Annotated in this window: 14 protein-coding genes and 1 pseudogene; 5 read left to right on the forward strand and 10 right to left on the reverse strand. The window is 41.9% G+C overall.

The genetic code is table 11. The features are described 5' to 3' along the window. Positions 1 to 77: 77 nt before the first annotated feature. A complete protein-coding gene (locus ABF638_RS04535) occupies positions 78 to 557 on the reverse strand; it encodes a hypothetical protein (RefSeq protein WP_435020733.1) in 480 nt (159 codons plus the stop codon). Positions 558 to 760: 203 nt separating this feature from the next. Between ABF638_RS04535 and ABF638_RS04540 the strand changes: the two genes are divergently transcribed. The 3 genes from ABF638_RS04540 to ABF638_RS04550 all read left to right on the forward strand — a co-directional run bounded on the left by ABF638_RS04540 (position 761) and on the right by ABF638_RS04550 (position 3,373). Then, positions 761 to 1,660 (forward strand): YihY/virulence factor BrkB family protein, encoded by a 900-nt coding sequence (locus tag ABF638_RS04540; RefSeq protein ID WP_435020612.1) that lies wholly within the window; start codon positions 761 to 763, stop codon positions 1,658 to 1,660. An 87-nt stretch (positions 1,661 to 1,747) separates the two neighbouring features. Beyond that, positions 1,748 to 2,254 (forward strand): DUF4112 domain-containing protein, encoded by a 507-nt coding sequence (locus ABF638_RS04545; protein WP_181929757.1) that lies wholly within the window; start codon positions 1,748 to 1,750, stop codon positions 2,252 to 2,254. A 186-nt stretch (positions 2,255 to 2,440) separates the two neighbouring features. Further along, positions 2,441 to 3,373, forward strand: coding sequence for an alpha/beta fold hydrolase (locus ABF638_RS04550; protein WP_435020614.1), 933 nt, complete (start codon positions 2,441 to 2,443; stop codon positions 3,371 to 3,373). Positions 3,374 to 4,216: 843 nt separating this feature from the next. On the opposite strand, the gene ABF638_RS04555 is transcribed toward ABF638_RS04550, so the two are convergent. From ABF638_RS04555 to ABF638_RS04570, 4 genes are all read right to left on the reverse strand, one after another. After that, a complete protein-coding gene (locus tag ABF638_RS04555; protein WP_435020616.1) occupies positions 4,217 to 4,711 on the reverse strand; it encodes a hypothetical protein in 495 nt (164 codons plus the stop codon). Between the two features lie 357 nt (positions 4,712 to 5,068). Beyond that, a complete protein-coding gene (locus ABF638_RS04560; protein WP_435020618.1) occupies positions 5,069 to 6,145 on the reverse strand; it encodes a D-alanine--D-alanine ligase family protein in 1,077 nt (358 codons plus the stop codon). A gap of 155 nt (positions 6,146 to 6,300) precedes the next feature. Next, positions 6,301 to 6,828 (reverse strand): peptide deformylase, encoded by a 528-nt coding sequence (gene def / locus ABF638_RS04565; protein WP_435020620.1) that lies wholly within the window; start codon positions 6,826 to 6,828, stop codon positions 6,301 to 6,303. A gap of 101 nt (positions 6,829 to 6,929) precedes the next feature. Then, the gene (locus ABF638_RS04570) at positions 6,930 to 8,177 is read right to left on the reverse strand and encodes an HhoA/HhoB/HtrA family serine endopeptidase (RefSeq protein WP_435020622.1); all 1,248 of its coding nucleotides are present in this window, start codon (positions 8,175 to 8,177) and stop codon (positions 6,930 to 6,932) included. A gap of 311 nt (positions 8,178 to 8,488) precedes the next feature. Between ABF638_RS04570 and dnaA the strand changes: the two genes are divergently transcribed. After that, positions 8,489 to 9,880 carry a chromosomal replication initiator protein DnaA gene (gene dnaA / locus ABF638_RS04575; protein ID WP_435020624.1) on the forward strand — a complete coding sequence of 464 codons (1,392 nt, stop codon included), beginning with the start codon at positions 8,489 to 8,491 and terminating at the stop codon, positions 9,878 to 9,880. Positions 9,881 to 10,269: 389 nt separating this feature from the next. On the opposite strand, the pseudogene ABF638_RS04580 reads toward dnaA, so the two are convergent. Continuing rightward, positions 10,270 to 10,431 (reverse strand): annotated as a pseudogene (locus ABF638_RS04580) (two-component system sensor histidine kinase RppB); the annotation flags it as partial. A gap of 77 nt (positions 10,432 to 10,508) precedes the next feature. Here ABF638_RS04580 and ABF638_RS04585 point away from each other — a divergent pair. After that, positions 10,509 to 11,048: a cold shock domain-containing protein gene (locus ABF638_RS04585; protein WP_435020626.1), complete on the forward strand. Its 540-nt coding sequence runs from the start codon at positions 10,509 to 10,511 to the stop codon at positions 11,046 to 11,048. Positions 11,049 to 11,156: 108 nt separating this feature from the next. Here the strand turns inward: ABF638_RS04585 and ABF638_RS04590 are convergent, their stop codons facing one another. The 4 genes from ABF638_RS04590 to ABF638_RS04605 form a co-directional block, all read right to left on the reverse strand. After that, positions 11,157 to 11,825, reverse strand: a complete 669-nt coding sequence (locus ABF638_RS04590) for a response regulator transcription factor (RefSeq protein ID WP_435020628.1) — start codon at positions 11,823 to 11,825, stop codon at positions 11,157 to 11,159. Further along, on the reverse strand, positions 11,803 to 13,407 hold the full coding sequence (locus ABF638_RS04595; RefSeq protein ID WP_435020630.1) for a sensor histidine kinase: 1,605 nt from the start codon (positions 13,405 to 13,407) through the stop codon (positions 11,803 to 11,805). Before ABF638_RS04595 ends, ABF638_RS04590 begins: the two co-directional genes overlap by 23 nt. Before the next feature lie 235 nt (positions 13,408 to 13,642). Beyond that, positions 13,643 to 15,679, reverse strand: a complete 2,037-nt coding sequence (locus tag ABF638_RS04600; protein ID WP_435020632.1) for a protein kinase domain-containing protein — start codon at positions 15,677 to 15,679, stop codon at positions 13,643 to 13,645. 439 nt (positions 15,680 to 16,118) lie between these two features. Further along, positions 16,119 to 17,183, reverse strand: a complete 1,065-nt coding sequence (locus tag ABF638_RS04605; protein ID WP_435020634.1) for a protein kinase domain-containing protein — start codon at positions 17,181 to 17,183, stop codon at positions 16,119 to 16,121. Positions 17,184 to 17,764: the final 581 nt, after the last annotated feature.

Consider the following 17,764-nt stretch of genomic DNA (forward strand, 5'->3'; position numbering starts at 1 on the left):
ATTGCCTATTGCCTGCCTACGCAAATTAGTTCAGAAATCAAAGCGGATTCCTATACTGAGTAAAGAGTTAGGAGTTTCTACCCATCCCCTACTGTTTGTTTATCTTCTACTCCTAGCGATCGCTCACGTGTCAAGCTATCAATAGCATCGCCCAAGGCAGTAGTAAGGCTATTGCGGGTTTGGGCGTGGTTATCTTGCTCAGTTTTCAAGGCTTGGAAAAAGCGATCGCGTTCTTTGATTACCGCGATGAGTTTAGCTTGCAAGTCCTCCACAGATTTTAGCTGTTCTATTTCTTCTTGGATAGCTGTAACTGATGTCCCAGCAGCCAGTGTCTCTGCTTCAAAACCTTTAATTTTATGCAAATCTGCCTTGAGAGATGCGATCGCCTGTTGGGATAATTGGGCATCTGTGCGGCGTTGTTCTGCTTCTGTGTTGTAAAGCTGACGCCATTTTTGGGCACTTTCCCAAGCTGCATCGCGCTCGTGTTGCAACTCTGCCAGATGCTCTTTAATTGTCTGTATTTCTGTCAACCACTGTTGTGTTAAATCTTGATTCATAAATAAATAGTCAATAGTCATTAGTCAATGGTCATTAGTCAATGGTCATTAGTCAAGAGAGACGCGATTAATCGCGTCTGTACAAGAGTTAGGAACTCTCTCCCATTCCCCACTCGGTATTATTGCGGTAAAAAGATAGATGCGATCGCTACGCAAAATTTGGCAAAGTAGTTAAGAAACCTAATCAGTTTTAACTCTAAATCATGCCAAAGCCTCGTTTTTTCCGCTTTTTTCGCCACCTCAATTGGCGCACGCTCAAAAAAACTTTTTCCCGGACAATGGAAAGACGACTTTTAGGACTCGCCTCGGAAATCGCCTTCAATGCCATGCTATCGCTATTTCCAGCAATTCTTGCGATCATCACAGCTATTGGCTTATTGGCAGAATCTTTACAAAACACCTTTAAACAACTGGCGATTCTACTAAGTCAAGTCTTACCTGAAGAAGCCTTGGTTCTGATTCGTGATTTTGCAACTACAGAAATTACCAATTCTAGAAATAGTGGTTTGTTTTCTCTGAGCTTTATATTAGCAATTTGGACTGCTTCTGGAGCGGTGAGTACTGCGATGACAGCCCTCGACCAAATCCATCAAATTCCTCCAGAAAAGATCCGCCCCTTTTGGAAAGCCAAGCTAGTTTCTCTGGGATTAACAATCGGTACTATGTTGCTTTTAGTATTGGCTTCTTTGTCAGTGTTTACCAGCGATTGGTTGTTGGGAATGGTAGTGAGCGGAAATGGTTCTTTGATGTTTTTGTTGCATCTTTGGCAACTGTTACGCTGGCCTTTAGCTTTAGGTATTGTTGCTGTCGCTTTTGGCTTTGTCTATCGCTATGGCCCAAGTCAGTGGAACCCAGGCACACCAATGATGCCTGGAGCAATTTTAGCAGCTGTTTTTTGGGCGATGTTGTCTGCTATATTTCGGCTATATGTGGCGAATTTTGGCAATTATAATAAAGTATATGGTGCTGTAGGGGCTGTAATAGTTTTAATGCTCTGGCTGTCGATGAGCGCTGCTGTTATGCTAATCGGCGATCAGTTGAACGTGACTGTGGGTGATGATATCCGCTTAAAAGCGCAGTCGCAATCTCACGAAAAATATTAATTAGTAAATCCCTGAGAAAATTTTTGCAAAAGCTCACTAGGGGAGTAAAATGTCTAACGATTCAATACAAAGTTAGCGATCGCCTTCATGCCTGATTCTCCGCCTCGATTTTCGATGATTGAACCTGATGCCAAAGCACCCACCTTAAAGCGCCTGCGTCAGTTAAGTCGGCTCCTCGATAATGTTATTACCATTCCTGGTACAAAGATTGGTTTTGGTCTAGATCCAATTTTAGGACTCATACCGATTGGTGGTGATTTTTTGGGAGTTATGTTTTCTTGCTACATCATCCTAGAAGCAGCGCGACTAGGTGTATCTAGAGCCACTTTAGGTAAGATGGTTGTGAACGTGATCATTGATGGCTTGGTAGGTACTGTCCCAGTTTTGGGAGACTTTTTTGATTTTGCTTGGAGAGCTAACACTAATAATATCAAGCTATTAGAAGAGTACTTAAAGTTTCCCAGCGAGCAAAAGAGTGCAGACAAGTGGTTTATCCTTGCCGTTTTGGCTGGATTGTTGCTAATCTCTATTGTTTTAGTAGCGTTGCCCGTGATACTAATTAGAATCCTGTGGAACGCCTTAACAGGCGGTTAAAATTAATTCGTAATGACGTTCTCTACGAGACACTAAAAGCGTAGCTTGCTTCTCTGTAAGAGTACGCGGACTCGCTACCGCTACGCTAACGTAATTCGTAATTCGTAATTAGCGTTCGCCGAACTTGTTGTTAGTTGCTATGCAACTTGAAACCCATAATTGCTGAAATTATTTATTGATAACGGAATGAAAGATTGGTGGCAAGCTACTTTTCCTAAAGGACGGCAAAGTTTAATTATTACTGATGCTAAAGGGTATCCTGTACAAATTGCTTATGGCGAAAAAGGTAGAGGTAAACCGCTAATTTTATTACATGGTATGGGTAGTTGGAGCTATAATTGGCGCCACAGCATAGCACAATTATCTAAACATTACCGGGTAATTTGTTTTGATGCCAAAGGTTTTGGTTTTTCTGAAAAACCATCATTTCGTAAAGAACACAATGGTCATCAAGTTATTGAGTTTCAAAGAATTATTCAGGCATTATGTGATGAACCGGCGGTAATTGTGGCTGAATCTCTGGGGGGATTAGTTGCCCTTGCCCTTGCTCAAGAAAACCCGGAGTTAATCGGGCGGCTTGTAGTAGTAAATGTACCTGTTTTTGCAGAACAACTACCCCATTGGGCTATGTGGTTACTTGCCCAAACGCCTTTGGAAGTAATGCAAACAATTGACTCTTTACGTCTGGCATATTTGTTTGCACCTCTATTTAGAGAAATCATGGCAATAGAAAGACGTGGGGTATTATTTGATCCCTCAATCTTGACAAAGGAAGATGTCTATTGGATAACTTACCCGTTTATTGAATTGCCTGGTACGATCGCAAAAGTTGCTGAAGAGTTACAAATAGCAGCGCTAGAAATTGAGAATTGGCAAGCAAATAAGCCAAATATGCTCACCAAAATTCAAAATAAACTGAGTGCAATTGAGTGTCCTACACTAGTTTTATGGGGTGAACAAGATAGTTGGTTTCCTGCTAGTCATGGTGAAAAATTGCATCGGCATATCCCCAATTCCAAATTACAGATTTTGTCTGACTGCTGTCATGATGCTTCAACTGGTGCTTTTGAGGTACTAAATGCAGCGATTCTTAAGTTTTTACGAGAGACTAACTTCTAAAGAAGAATTCAGAAGCCAGAATTCGGAATTCAGTAATTTTTTAGTAGGGAATTCAAACCTACTACTTTCTTGTTCACTAACTTCAATTCTGTTAGCGGATAGCTAAGGTTTAGCACATTCTGAATTCTGACTCCTGACTCCTAAATTCTCTTCCGATAAAAAGAGAGTGGGAGGAGGCATATCCGTTAGCTTCAAACTCCCACTCTGCCATTTGCTGCTGAAGTGAACAGGAATGTATACAGACGTTGCCCGTTATTTGGGGGCTAATGCGTATTTCAACAACAACGCCCATACGCATTTAATATTCCTGTCGCAGCAAATGCCAAACTTGATTATTGATGTTTATTTACTGAGAAAAATACTCTGTAAATAATTGGTAGAGATAGTTTTTTATTTTTGTAAATCACTTAGTAAATAGTGTTTTACAAAAGGAATTTGCTTACGTGGTAGTCCCTGACAACAAAACCCTTGAAGTCGTTTATCTTCATACAATTTAACTTGGTTAATCAAAAGCTGGTTGCCATTTTGGCATGTTTTTAAATTTTCTAATTGCTCATATCTCACTTTTTAAAAGCAGTTAATCAGCTATGTAGCATTCAGGAGGATTTTCGGCGAACACCCTCCTGTCTTCTTTGATCAATCATATATAGCAATCCTAAATGAGTTGTGAAAATCGAGAGACTAAGATCCCCGACTTCTCAAAGAAGTCGGGGATCTTATTGTTCACGAATGATTTATGACTGCTATATAACAAGATTCCCAACTTCTTAGAGAAGTCGGGAATCTTAGCCAAGCTAATTGGCAAAAAGTGTTAATTTAACCGGGTTTTACTTTACGGTAGTATTAATACTGGCGTAAAATTGCAGACAATGAACTATTTTTACGAAGATCCATCAGGTCTGCTAAAGGTTCTGTGCGCGTATCCAGGTGGTGCTTGTGTTCTGCTGGTAGAACCGTTACCAGATGCTTTGTTTTAGGTTGCATCTGCATAAGGGGCATCAGTTGTGGCTGTGGCACAAAAATTGGTTGGTTCTTGGGAAGACGTGGTTCCAATCTTTGGTAATGATTCTGTGCCAAGCGTGCCTGATGGCGGTTAACCTGTTTTTGGACTTTTTGCGGTTGCGTTGTCCGGTTAAGCGTTCGGAAAATGAGCAAGCAACCACTACCACAACTGAGGACGATCGCAGCTACCATCCATAAAGGTGTAGGATTACTATTCTCAGAGGGCACGTTGATTGGTTCTTCAACTATAACTGGGATTTTTTCTGGTTCTTCTTGTGTTACCTGGCCAGCATTACCTAAGCTATACAGGGCAAAAGCACCACCTCCTAGAAACATGGCTAAACACCCAGTTAACAATAGCCAAGGATGATGTGTGACCAGATATATCAGAACATTCGAGCTTTGTTTTAATCTCGATTTCCTGTTTGTCAGCTCTGGAGTAGCCCTTCTTAGTTGGGTTCGCTCGCGCTGTACACTCTGACTTTTTTCCATGATTACTTTCAGATTTGTACCCCTCTAGTCAATAAATTGTACTGGAGGAGTTAATCATCAGGTATCCGTAACAAAAGTTCAGATTTTAGTAGCTTTTTTGTAAAATATAGGCTACAAAACCGGGCTAACTTTTGCCAAAATTCTGTATTTATTGTGACTTTTTGCTGTGATTATCTAAAAGTCTGTTAGTCTATTTTTCCCTTAACTAGGAGAATGCCTTTCAAGAGCAAGTTGAATTAACCGATCAACTAATTCTGGAAAAGAGACTCCACTATGGGCCCAGAGTTGGGGATACATACTCGTCGCAGTAAAGCCTGGTAAGGTATTGATTTCGTTAATCAAAACTTCTTGTGTCGCTTCCACATAGAAAAAATCTACCCTTGCCAAACCCGCAGCGTCAACAGCTGCAAAAGCTTGCAAAGCCATGTCCTGAATTTGACGGGCGATCGCATCTGGAAGCGGTGCAGGTATCAGTAAATCTGCGCGACCCTCAGTATATTTAGTTTCATAATCATAAAAATCGCTGTCATAAGTAATCTCTCCAATGACAGAGGCTTGAGGTTGATCATTACCCAAAACGGCACACTCGACTTCTCTCGCTACGACACCAGCTTCTACAACTAGCCGACGGTCATAACTGGCAGCACTATCTAAGGCGGCTTCTAATTCTTGGCGCGATCGCACTTTGGCAATACCCACTGATGAACCCAAATTAGCAGGCTTGACAAAAGCAGGATAACCTAATGCTGCCTCAATGTCATCACACAATTTTGGAAACACACAAGGATTAGACCAAACCTGCGCTCTAGTTACGGCTTTGTATTTTACCTGTGCTAGTCCCGCTTGCTCGAAGGCCATTTTCATGGCAATTTTATCCATCCCCACTGCCGAACCTAACACCCCAGAACCAACAAAGGGGACTTGCATCAAGGTGAGTAACCCTTGAATTGTCCCGTCTTCACCGTTGGGGCCGTGGAGAATGGGAAACCAAACATCTACTTCCGCAACTTGAGAGGGATATTGCCACTTGCTTAGAGTTTGGGCTTCAGAAATTGACTGTTCTGATTCCAGTAGTGGACTGCCGGTTCCTAAAACCTTTTGGGGTGCTTCTCCCGCCAGCCAGCGTCCATCTTTTTGGATGTAAAAAGGCAGTATTTCGTACTTACTAGTATTTTGCTCTGCACTCAAAGCTTTAGCGATCGCCCGTGCTGATTTGATCGAAACTTCATGTTCTCCCGAACGACCGCCAAACAGTAACCCCACGCGTAGCTTACTCATTTTCGGTTCCTCGACACTCCTAAAGCAGATAGCCTATCACAATCTACAAAAGTTGCCATAATTTTTCTATATTATCAAGGAAGGCAGGAGGCAGAAGGCAGGAGGCAGGAGGTAGAGGTTATAAAAATTCCCCATTCCCCATTCCCCATTCCCATTTATTTAACTACTCTTTGTTGATATTCCTGCTCAGTAATCATATCGAGAGTGTTCTCTAGGCGATCAACAAATACGATGCCTTCGAGATGATCATACTCATGTTGAAAAATCCGAGCGATAAAATCGGTTAATTCTTGCTTTTGTAAGTTTCCTTGAGAGTCAGTGTATTCTACTTCAATAGATTTATGCCGAGGAACTAACCCTCTAATTCCTGGAACACTTAAACAACCTTCCCAATCTTTGATAACTTCCGTTGAATAAGCAATGATTTTGGGATTAATCATCGCCGTTGGTTCCATTTCCGGGGCATTGGGATACCTGGCATTAGGACGGGAAGCCACAATAAATAAACGATAGGATTGCGCTACTTGAGGTGCAGCAATTCCCACACCGTTAGCTTTGCCAACAGTGGCGATTAAGTCTTCAATTAATTTTTGGATATGCTCATCTTGAATATTCTCAACCCAAGCAGCTTTTTGGCGTAATGTTGGATTGCCTAATTGAATTATTGGCGCTAACTCACTCATGATAAAACTCCATTAAGCAATGGGGAATAGGGCATTGGGCAAATGACCAATGACAAATGACCAATGACCAATGACCAATGACAAATGACAAATGACAAACATCATCCTTCACGTCTTACTGGCAAAGGAGCAGGTTGAACTCTTACTTGAACAATTTGCCCATTGCGTTCTACTTCTATTGGTAAGGTAGTACCTATTTTGCTATTTTCTACTAGCTTTTGTACTTGGTCAATTTTAGTCACAGGCTGGTTACTAATGCTTTTAATCACATCACCAACTCGTAGTCCAGCCTCAGAAGCAGGCGATCGCGGCACAATCTCAACCAGCAAAACGCCCTCATCTGCTGTAAGATTTAAGCGATCGCCGGCTCTACTTTTGATTCTTTCTTTAATATCTGGTGTCAGTGTCACCATCTGAACACCCAAATAAGGATGATCCACCTTACCTGTAGCAATTAATTGCTGGGAAATTCTTTGCACAGTGTTAATGGGGATAGCAAATCCCAAACCTTGAGCGCCTTGAATAATCGCTGTGTTCATCGCAATTACCTGGCCACGAGCATTTAGCAATGGACCACCGGAGTTACCAGGGTTAATCGCTGCATCTGTTTGAATGTAATCAACCCGCTTGTCACTAGCACCGATATCGCTACCAGAACGACCTGTAGCACTAATAATTCCAGAAGTGACAGTATTATTCAAGCCCAATGGATTACCGATGGCAACTACTGCTTCTCCTGGTTGCAAGGTATCGGAATTTCCCACAGCTAGGGTTGGCAGATTATTCGCATCAATTTTGATCACAGCTACATCCGTTACTGCATCTTCACCCAGTACTTTCCCGTCAAAAGTCCGGCCATCTTTGAGTGTGACAGTCACTCTATCAGCACCATCTACCACATGGGAATTGGTCAAAATTTGACCTGAAGAATTAATGATAAATCCAGAGCCGCTACCCCGCTCTACTCGTTGTCTAGGCTGTGGCGCTGCGCCTCCAAAAAATCGCCGGAAAAATGGATCGTTAAATTCGTCTGGTACGCGAGGGCGAGAAGTGATTGTTCGGGAAGAATCAATGCGAACTACCGCAGGCCCCACATTTTGCACTACTTTCACCACAAAATTAGGATCTCCAGACGAAGAGAAAATTGGCGGGGGGACAATTACCGGATTAGGTTCTGCTGTATTTTGGGCTTGAGTCTGGTTTTGTCGAGTCTCAAAAGTCTTAGCAGGTAAAAGAGAGCAGCTACCCAGGAACACCACTCCTACCCCATATAAGAGCATCCATAACCTGTGGGGCAAACGCCTGCCATCAATATTTTTGGGTGCTGAGTGATGGTTTGTTGTCTTCATGTGTTGTTGCTTCTCCGTGTAAATAAGAGTGCTGAGTGCTGTTAGCGGTAGCGGGGCGTTTAGCCCGTGCTGAGTGCTGAGTTAAAACCGCCCATAAGGGATGAGGCATATACTGGGTACGAAAGCTCTGAGAAATTTTTACTTTACTCAGCACTCAGCATTCAGTTTGGTCGGTGGGTGTTAGGATCTTGCCTACTGGGTATGTCCCAAAATGATTACAACTTAAAAGCTTATTCTAGGTCTAGCGTGTCTCAATGCTAAATTGGTGCTTTCTCTTCTATTGTGACAATTAGCAGCAAAGGTGGTGGATAATGGAAATTCCCGAAATTCCCATAGAAAGTCTGTGGAGTCAGGTACTAGAGCGCCTACAGCTTGAACTATCCCGACCGACCTTTGAAACTTGGATCAAAACTGCTAGTGCGGAACGATTAGAAAATAATTGCTTGGTTATCCGCACTCCTAACCCATTTGCTCGTAATTGGTTACAGAAGTATTACATCAATACCATTGCCCATGTAGTACAAGATATTCTCGGTCATCCCGTGGGAATTTATATTACCGTTGCTCAAGGTGATGAAGTTTCTAATTTTAGTGAACGAGAGGTTTCTTGGGAATCACCAAATCCTAGCAGTATTTCTGAAGCTGTTCCTAATCACAATCATAAAACTACTGAATTAAACTCTAAATATGTCTTTTCGCGGTTTGTAGTTGGTGCCAACAATCGGATGGCTCACGCTGCTTCTTTGGCGGTTGCAGAATCTCCAGGTAAAGAGTTTAATCCTTTATTCTTATGCGGTGGTGTAGGGTTGGGTAAAACTCATCTGATGCAAGCTATTGGTCACTATCGCTGGAAAATTTGTCCTGATTGTAAAATATTTTATGTCTCTACTGAGCAGTTCACTAATGATTTAATTACAGCAATCCGTAAGGATAGTATGCAAAGTTTTCGAGAGCATTACCGAGCTGCTGATGTTTTATTAGTTGATGATATTCAGTTCCTTGAAGGAAAGGAATATACCCAAGAAGAATTCTTTTATACTTTTAATACTTTACATGAAGCTGGCAAACAAGTAGTCATTGCTTCTGACCGTCCTCCTAACCAGATTCCTAGTTTACAAGAACGTCTTTGTTCTCGGTTTTCTATGGGGTTAATTGCCGATATCCAAAAGCCTGATTTAGAAACTAGAATGGCAATTCTACAGAAAAAAGCCGAGGATGAAAATATTCGGCTTCCCCGCGATGTAATTGAGTATATTGCTTCTAACTATACTTCTAATATTAGAGAATTAGAAGGAGCTTTAATTCGGGCTGTGGCTTATATTTCTATTTGGGGTTTACCGATGACGGTGGAAAATATCACACCAGTTTTAGAACCGCCTAATGAAAAAATGGCAGCTACCCCAGAAGCAATTTTAAAGGTTGTGGCTGATAATTTTGATGTTTCAATAGACGATCTCAAAAGTAACTCGCGGCGAAGAGAGATTAGCTGGGCGCGTCAATTGGGAATGTATCTCATGCGTCAACACACGGCTTTGAGTTTGCCGAGAATTGGGGAGGAGTTTGGTGGAAAAGACCATACAACGGTGATTTACAGTTGCGATAAAATTACTCAACTCCAGGAGAGCGATCGCACTTTAGCACAAACTCTACGCCAACTGAGCGATCGCATCAATATGACTAGCCGTTCCCAAAAACCATCGTGAAGATTTATTTTAAGTTTTCCACAACCAGCACCGTGAACATTAGCCTTGATGGCTGAATAATTAGTCAATAATATTAAGTAACGTATAAAAATTGATTAAATTTAACTTAGATTGTGGAAAAAACTGTGGAAAACTTGATATTTTGCTATTAAAACTTAATTAAGTATAATTACCTTGTGGAAAAGTGTGATAGTTTTTCCACAGGTTTTCCACAGATGTAAAGTAGTTTCTGTGAATAATTTTTTCTCCTAGCACCTGCCTTTTCTTTGTAATTTAATAGTAAAAGGGCTACCTTTGCCGAATTCACTCTGCACATCTATGTTACGGTGGTGTGCCAAAACAATTGCTTGCGATCGCTAATCCTAATCAAGAACCGCCAGTGCTACGGGAGCGATCGCTAACGCTGTAAATTCCTCTATTAAGTCATTAACAATATCATCCAAGCAACAAATGTCACGTTGCATTAGCACAGATTGACGATCCAGACGAGTCAGCAGCAGTAAATCTGTAACTAGAGTTGTGAGTCGCTGATTCTGACGATGTAGGGTTTGCTGAAACAGTTTATTTTGATTCATCTAGCCTTTGTACGGGAACACTAAAAAATAGGCAGAGAGAATGAGGGTTACTCATGAAACCTGGTTTTCAAAAAGGTCAATTAACAACATGGAAGGATGATAGGAGTTTTGGCTTCATAAAACCTACTCATGGAAGTAAAGAAATTTTTATTCATATCAGTGCATTGAAGGGAGCATCTCGCCGTCCGAAAATGGGAGATACGATTGTTTACCAGGTAATAACTCAAGCAGATGGAAAAGTAAGCGCTTCTAATGCCTCAATTGAAGGAGTTTTACCTCAAAGTTGGCAGAAGAAACAAAATGTCAATAAACGGAGGTTACTGCCAAAAATTATTGGCATTGGGGTTATGTTTATGATTGCGATTCTTTCACAAGAATTTAATCGTAGTCGCTCTCCTTCTTTAATTAAATTAGTAACTAAACCAGGGTGTCAAATTAAAGGTAACATCTCTATTGATAGGGGAGCTAAGGTTTACCATATTCCAGGAACCGAGGATTATGAATCAACAGTAATTGATCCAGCACGTGGAGAAAGATGGTTTTGCACAGAGTCAGAAGCGATCACAAATGGTTGGCGTAAAACACCGAAGTAGCACCCATAGCCAAAACTAAGCTTTAAGCGAAGAATTACAACAAGTCAACTTAGGAGATGGGAGACGAAACCAGCGGTTAGTTTTGCCAGCGCATCATCTAGAAAGTTTTCAGGTTCGCAAGCGATAACCCATCCCTCTAACGGTTTCAATGAGGTTACTGCCTAGTTTCTTGCGGAGATAACCGACATATACATCGACAATATTAGAACCTGGATTATAGTCGTAGCCCCAAACGTAATCTAGCAGTTGTTCTCGACTTATGACTTGTCCGGGATGACGGCAAAACATTTCTGCCATTGTAAATTCACGAGCAGGTAATTCTACAAAGCGATCGCCTACTTTTACCTGTCGAGTTCGCAAATCAAGCACTACATTACCCGCTTGGAGGAGAAATTCTTGGGCATTTCTCACAGGTCTAGCACTTCGTAAACGCAACTTTACCCGCGCCAGAAGTTCTTCAAATCGGAAGGGTTTGGTGACATAATCATCTGCGCCCCCTTCTAGTCCAGCAACTTTATCGTGAATATCACTCCGAGCCGAGAGGATAATTACAGGTAAATCTTCTCCCTGTCCCCGCAGTTCTTCGAGTACCTGAAATCCATCTTTTCCAGGTAATCCCAAATCCAAAATTAGTAAGTCAAAGCTTCCACTATGTGCTATGTCTAGCACATACAACCCATCGGTAACAGTTGTTGTTGTAAAACCTTGCGATCGCAATCCTTTCTCAATAAATGAGGCAATGCGGGGTTCATCTTCAGCGATGAGAATGTTGGCCATAAGCACTCATTTCCTGCGGGGGATCGAGGGGTAAAACGATGGTAAACATCGAACCTTTTCCTAGTTGACTCCGAAGTAACACTTGTCCACCGTGGGCTTCTGCGATCGCTCGGACAATTGACAATCCCAATCCCGCACCCTCAGAGCGACGACGGCTGTTAGAAGTTCGAGCAAAACGTTCAAAAATTCGTTTTTGATCAACAAGGGGAATGCCTTCGCCTGTATCGCGTACCCAGAAACGCACTTTTCCTTTAGCGATCGCACAACCTATGGAGATAGTATCACTCTTTGCTGTATGCTGAGTCGCATTCTGCGCCAGATTAATCACAGCCTCAGTAATTCTTTGGCGGTCAACTATAATCTGACCCCTTGCGATCGCATCTATTTGCCAGTCCCGCTCTGCTAGTGCTTGGGCTTTGACAAATAACTCTTGGGTTAAGTCTGCTACATTCACCGTCGCCAACTGCAAAAAATCTAAGCGTTCTGCCTTTGCCAACAAAATCATGTCATCCACCAGACGGCTCATCCTGTCTAGTTCTCCCATTACCAGCGCCAAAGTTTCTTGTTGCTCTTGGGGGTCATCTCCCATCAGTTCCAGATGTCCGCGAACGATGGTAATGGGAGTCCGCAATTCATGCCCAGCATCGTTGACAAATTCCTGCTGCGTGGCAAAAGCTGCCTCTAGTCTGTCCATCATTTCGTTGAATGTCTTTGCCAATTCTGCCAGTTCTCCCTTACCTCGCGCAGGTAAGCGTTGGGTTAAATCTGACTCACTAATTGCATGAGCAGTGGCAGTAATTGTTCTTAGGGGAGCTAGCACCCGTCCCGCCGCCAACCACGCCAGGATGAAGGACACCACAAACACTAAACTGGAAACCTCAATAATTACCGAAACTGCTTCTAGAGCTTCTGCGCGTTCACCAGATGCACTATGGGCAACAACGAAGACACCCTGCGTTTGTCCATTAATTTTAATCGGTTCCACCATGTAAAGGATCTTACTAAGATCGGGGTCGGAAAATTCTTTTTCTCCCTGTTCTGGTTGAGTTTGTTTTGCCCACCGTTCCATGAGTGGTGAGTCTTTGGCAAGTGGTTTAGGACGCGCTCTGGGGCTAGATTTATAAAATTCACCATCAACAAATGTGATGAAATAAGAGTCATCCTCTGGTAGTCGATATAACAGATAAGCTCTGAAAAGTCTGATCAAATCTTCTTTGGAAGCTGGAGGAGCGATTTGTTTTTTGCCAGCCAGCAACCATTTCAATTGCTCTGGCCCAATCACTATGTCTTCTGGGTCGTCCTCAGTCAGTGCATCATCTGGAGCAAAGGTTTCACCTTTAATTAACGCATTGAAAGCCGCCATGTCTTCTACCATATCCTGACGAACTCGCTCATCAATGCGCTGGTAGAGCTTATAGCGAAAGGCGGGAATAGCGATGAGAAATGTTATCCCCAAAATCAGCAAGTACCAGAATAAAATCCGGGTGCGTGCTTCTCCAAATACTTGCTGCCAACCTAAAAACAGTTTCGGTATCTTAATCCCAAACCTGCGATCGCGGCGATGGCTGGTGATGCTGCTCATTTTCACCCCTACTCACTTGAGACAGTCTATCGCAATTGGGGATTTGTCATTTGTCATTTGTCATTGGTCATTTGTCATTTGTCATTGGTCATTTGTCATTTGTCATTTGTCATTTGTCATTTGTCATTTGTCATTTCTCCCCAGTCCCCAATCCCCAATCCCCAGTCCCCAGTCCCCAATCCCCAGTCCCCAGTCCCCAATCCCCAATCCCCAATCCCCAGTCCCCAATCCCTACTCACTGAGATAAACGCCAAATCTTAATAGTATTATCCTCACAACCGCTGATAAGGGTTTTGTCATCAGGACTGAAGGTAACGGATGTCACTGTGTTAGTGTGCCCCGCCAATGTGAGAATTTCTTCTCCTGTGGCTGGATTCCAAAGTTTGATGGTGCGATCGCGGCTACCACTAGCAATCATTTTACCATCGGCACTGAAGGCTACGGTTGTGACAGTGTTTACATGTCCCACCAGTGTGCGAATTTCTTTTCCGGTAGCTAGATTCCAAAGTTTAATGGTGCGATCGCGGCTACCACTGGCTAAAGTTTTACCATCTGGACTTATAGCCACTGTTGTTACTGTTTGAGAATTTCCTTCTAGTGTCCGGATTGAGTACCCTTTTGTGAGATTCCAGATTTTGATCGTCTTGTCAAAACTCCCACTAGCAAGAATCACGCTATCAGGGCTGATGGCCACTGATCGCACCCAGAATGTATGCCCTACCAGTGTCCGAATTTGCTCTCCTGTTGCTAAATCCCATATTTTGATGGTGTTATCATCACTACCACTAAGTAGGGTCTGGCTATCAGCACTGATGGCTAGGGCATGAACTGAGTCAGAATGCCCTGTAAGAGTGCGAATTTGTTTTCCTGTGCCCAAATTCCAAATTTTGATGGTGTTGTCATCATTACCACTCACCAGAGTTTTGCCATCTGGACTAATTACCACGGCATTCACCTGCTGAGAATAGGTGTTAAATGAAGAGATTGGGCTTCCGGTTGCGAGATTCCAAAGTTTAATTTTGCGATCGTCGCCACTGCTGGCTATGGTTTTGCCATCGGGGCTGATGGCGACGGATAAAACCGAATTTTCATGTCCTTGAAGGGTATTGGCTAAGGAAGCCTTTCCCAAAGTAATATTTAGTGACTGACCTAAAAACGCTTCATCTTTGGTAGAACTATTATGCTGACTCAGCCTAGAGACTAAACTAGTCTGAATCCGGCGAAAATGTTTATACCAAGATTCTTGAAATCCGAACAACAGAATGAAAGCACTTACCAAGATGAAAGTTTTCAGTAAGGGATAACTTTTTGGTAAATATGGAGCTTTAGTTGGTGGTATTTTCCCAGATGACTTACCCGCTGGTGGTAGTGCGAGGAGTTGTTTGGGAGTCAAGTCTCTGAGAACTTCATCGACTGACTGGTAACGTTCATGGACATCTTTTTTCAAAAGCTTGTCGATGACAAAATCTAACTCAGGATTTAATGGACTCCGTAAATATTCCCGCCAATTACTCACCCAGGCGTACCCAGATTCCATCCACAATTGAAAGGGAGAATTTCCCGTAAGCAGATGAAAGCAGGTAGCCCCCAAACCGAACAAGTCACTGGCGGGGAAAGCTTTACCATCTCTAATCTGTTCTAGGGGGGAATAACCATGCGAACCAATGGATGTGCCCGATTTTTGCTGGACTTTGGCGGTAAATTGCTTTGAGGAGCCAAAATCAATCAGGTTTAATCGCCCATCACTTTTATTGCGGATAATATTTTCTGGCTTGATATCGCGATGAATGATTTTGCGATCGTGGATAAATTTCAGGATGGGCAGTAAATCTAGCAAAAGAGATTGAATTTCCCTAGCATTATATGCCTTGCGTTGTTGCAACTCCTTTAACAAATTTTCTCCATTGACAAACTGCTGCACTAAATATAGGCAGCCATCTTGTTCAAAGTAGGCTAGCAAAGTCGGAATTTGGGGATGTTCCCCAAGGTCTTGTAGTCGCTGCGCTTCTTCAGCAAACAACTCCATCGCCTTTTTTTGCGACCAAGTTCCTTGAAATTTCGGCGCTAATTGCTTGATAACACAGCGTTCATTGAGTTTATCGACATCTTCTGATAGATAGGTTCTCCCAAATCCCCCCTCATCTGAAAGGACTCGGATGACACGGAAGCGATTTCTTAAAAGTGACACCAACGGGGTGCTACAACTTTGGCAAAACTTCTTTCCATTAGGATTCAGGGGATTTGGGCAATCGGGATTTAAGCAGCAGATCATGATCTGACAGGCGCGACTGCATGACAACTTAGGCTAAGTTTGCCCCGAACTTTCCCTTAAGAATATTGACTCTCGCTTACTTGTGGTAGAAAACCCTGTTCTGGGGATTGGGGAATTACTTATATAGCTAGCGTTTGTAAATAGTAGTCAGTCTTCCTCATCTGTGGAAAACTACGAGAGCCATAAGATTAATTATTCTATCGATTATATATTAATCTGAATAGAAATATTTTTCTGAACTGTTAAACCTAGTAATTTTGCTTGTATATTGGCAAGCGATAACTTACTAAGTATTAAAGATAAACCCTGATTAATTAATCATCACTGACGAGCAGATATAGTTAAAATGCTTACTAAATTTGTTTTAGCTATTTTAAATTGCCCATGATTAATTATTCATTTGATACTTTAGGTAAAAAAAGGCTTCAACTAAACTATGCTACCTTGTTTCCTTAAGCCTTGATCTCCATTTCCGAATGGCACTTGCAGTTCTGGCTACAGGTGGCACGTATACATCATAATTTTCGTATTGTGTAATTTCGTGTTGCGTAATACTTTTATTATTTAATTTTTGGGTAGTTAGACAGTTAGCCAAAGTAGGCAAATAGCTTTCATAACTTAAGGCTTTCATCACTTCATCAGCGCTCTTAAACCGTTCATCTAACGTAAGTTTCACCATTTTTGCTAAAATCTGGGCGAAACTGTCGCTAATATTTAGCTGTTTTTGCCAACATATCTCACCAGTATTTGGGTCGTAGTCAAATTCTAAAGGACTTTTAGCTGTCAACATATAAATACAAGTTACACCCAGTGCATAAATATCACTGGCATAAACTGGACGTAGAGAAAACTGTTCTGGTGGTGCAAATCCTCTAGTCCCGATAAAGTTGGTGTTTACAGCTTGATTGATAGAGTTTTCACAAGCATTAACTAAGTGCTGTTTCACTGCACCAAAATCAATTAGCACTACCCGCCCGTCATACTCACACCGCAATAAATTCTGAGGCTTAATATCGCGATGAATCACATGATGTTTATGAAGATACTGTAATACAGGTAATATTTCTTGCAAAAACTGTTTGACAGAGGCTTCGCTTTTAGGGCCATTTTGCCGCACTTCTCGTGCCAAAGTCAAACCCGGCACATATTCTTGAATTAAAAAAAACTCCCCATTTGCCTGAAAGTAGTCTAGTAGCATGGGAATTTGCGAATGACTACCGAGTTGGCCCAAAGTTCTTGCTTCTTTTTCAAAGCGCGTACATGCTCTTTGCCAACTTTGGGGACTAGTCACTTTTGGAGAAAGTTGTTTAATGACGCATAGAGGATTCCCTGGTAATACGGCATTTTTGGCTAAAAACGTAATGCCAAAACCACCTCTACCCAAAATTTGCAGTATTTCATAGCGATCGCGAAATAGACGTTTAGAACCACACATCTGACCCAACTGAGTTTGTTGTGAAATGCTATCTTGAGAATTCGTTATTTTCTGAGAAAAACGATTCATTAGTATAAAATATCTGCTCTGAAATGTCTCTAATTCTACGACAATTATTTATTGGCAACAGTAAGATTACTGAATCTTTGCCAAATCCTCATTACTCTCCTATTAAAAATTCAAAAAGTAAAAATAAATTTTTGTATAACTAGCTAAGTCGGCAAGGATAAATCAAACTATGTTATTTTATTGAAATACACGTAGGGTGTGAAAAAGTTGCGTAACACACCGTCCAAAGAATTTGGTGCGTTAGAGGATGTTTTAAAAGTGGTTGGCTGTAATTTTAGGCACTTGTTGATCCCCCCAACCCCCCTTAAAAAGGGGGGCAAAGTCTCTAAAAGTCCCCCTTTTTAAGGGGGATTTAGGGGGATCTAAAACGTTTTGCTACCAACCAGAGGACTTTTAAAACATCCTCTTAGAACAAAGTCCTAACGCACCCTACGTATACTTAAATTTTTTCAAATATAAAATCGTATTGCTATAAATAAAAATATTAATATTTGCTTGTAATGATGGCTTCAGCCATCACTACAAACCTTGAATTCAAGTTACTTGTGACTCTTTTTATGTCGCTGTCTTTAAGTCTGCCA

The sequence above is a fragment of the Nostoc sp. CALU 1950 genome, from assembly GCF_051172895.1.
GTDB lineage: Bacteria > Cyanobacteriota > Cyanobacteriia > Cyanobacteriales > Nostocaceae > Nostoc > Nostoc edaphicum_A.